The following is a 1,869-nucleotide window of genomic DNA, read 5'->3' on the forward strand; positions in this document are numbered from 1 at the left end:
CCCTCCAGCCCCGCTCCCGCCACACCAGGCATCCGCTCACCCTGCGAGGCGTGGCGCTCCTGGCCGATACACTCCCATTCATGGTCCTGTCCCTCATCGGCGCCGGTCTGCTCCTGCTCGGCACCGTCGCCGCGGTCACCGGCCTGCTCCCGCTCCCCGAACTGCTCGTTCTCGTGGACCGGGTGGCGCCGATCCTCGTGTTCGTCGTGGCCATGACCGTCGTCACCGAGCTCTGCAGCGAAGCGGGGGTGTTCCGCTGGATCGCCCGCCGGCTGCGGCACTGGGGTGGCGGCAGGGCCTGGTTGCTCTGGTTGTGGGTGGCCGGCATCGCGATCGTCACGACGGTGTTCCTCTCCTTCGACACCACCGCCGTGCTCCTGACGCCGGTCGTCGTCGTCGTCGCGCGGCAGGCGGGCCTGCCGCCGCTGCCGTTCGCGCTCACGACGGTGTGGCTCGCCAACACCGGCAGCCTGCTGCTCCCGATCAGCAACCTGACCAACCTGCTCGCCCAGAACCGCCTCGGCGGCATCTCACCGATCGCCTTCGCCGGGTTGACCGCGGCCCCGGCGCTCGTCGCCGTGGTCGTGCCGATGGCAATGGTTGCGATCGTCTTCCGGAAAGACCTCGGCAAACGGTATTCGAGCGTCCCCGTGCAGCGGATGCGCGTCGCGGGAACGTCGGGAGCGGTGGCATCCGTCGACCGGGTGCTGCTCGGGACGAGCGCGCTCGTGCTCGCTGCCCTGCTGCCCGCCCTCGTCGTCGGCGTGCCGGTATGGCTGCCGTCGAGCATCGCCGCACTCGTGCTGGCCGTCGTGTTCTTCGTCAGGCGCCAGAGCGTTCTCCGGATGACCCTGATTCCCTGGTCGCTCCTGCTGTTCAGCGGCGGGCTGTTCCTCGCGATGGAGGCCCTGCAGAACCTCGGGCTGCCCGTGCTGCTCACCGCGCTTGCCGGGGCGGGGAACGCGCCGAGGGACCTGTTCCGCCTGGCCGGCACGAGTCTGGTCGGCTCGAACCTGACCAATAACCTGCCCGCCTACCTCGCGCTCGAACCGGTCGCCGACTCGACCCCGCGGCTGCTCGCCGTCCTGATCGGCGCGAACGTCGGCCCGCTGGTCACCCCGTGGGCGTCGCTCGCGACGTTGCTCTGGCACAGCAGGCTCGAGAAGATGAACGTGCTGATCCCCTGGCGCGGGTATGCGCTCTTCGGCCTCGTGCTCGCCCCGGTGACGGTCGGGTTGAGCGTGCTCACGATGATCCTGGTCACCGCGTGACGCCTGGGCAGCCGCACCGGACGGTGCGAGAATACAGAAACCTGTCCGTGCCCCCAGCGCGTGCCTCCAGTGAAGGAATGACCGCATGATCACCCTCGAAGGGATCGACGACATCGTCGTCAACGGCGGTGTCGTCGTGACGAGCGACGGTGCGAAGCTCGGCTCGGTCGAACAGGTCTTCCTGAGCGAGGACTCCGGCGAGCCGGCCTTCGTCACGGTGCGCACCGGCCTGTTCGGCATGCTCGAATCGTTTGTTCCGCTGGCCGGCGCGACCATCGACGGCCCGCGCGTGGTCGTGGCCTTCGACCGCGACCGCATCCGCAACGGCCCCCGCATCGAGAGCGACCGTGGATCGATCACCGCCGACGAGGAGAACGAACTCTACGGCTACTACGGCACCTCCGGGCCCGAGTCGGGTGGTTCGCCCGAGTCGCCCGAGTCGCCCGAGTCGCCCGAGTCGCCCGAGTCGCCCGAGACGCCCGAGTCGACCGAGTCGGCCGAGTCGAGCGTTTCCGTCGAACCGACCGAAATAGCAGCGGATGCCACGGGCACCCCGGCGCGGCAGGTGCAGTCTCCGGGTGCGCCGCCCACCCCGGAC

General features: G+C 69.9%; 2 protein-coding genes. Both read left to right on the plus strand.

What is annotated here, in order from left to right; translation table 11 throughout:
- On the plus strand, positions 1 to 1,271 hold a 1,271-nt coding region (locus QN357_RS18775), incomplete at its 5' end, for an SLC13 family permease (protein ID WP_323505372.1).
- 85 nt (positions 1,272 to 1,356) lie between these two features.
- Positions 1,357 to 1,869 (plus strand): PRC-barrel domain-containing protein (locus QN357_RS18780; RefSeq protein WP_323505373.1); only part of this gene is annotated, 513 nt, incomplete at its 3' end.

It is taken from the genome of Cryobacterium sp. RTC2.1, from assembly GCF_035018685.1.
Taxonomy (GTDB): Bacteria; Actinomycetota; Actinomycetes; order Actinomycetales; family Microbacteriaceae; genus Cryobacterium; species Cryobacterium glucosi.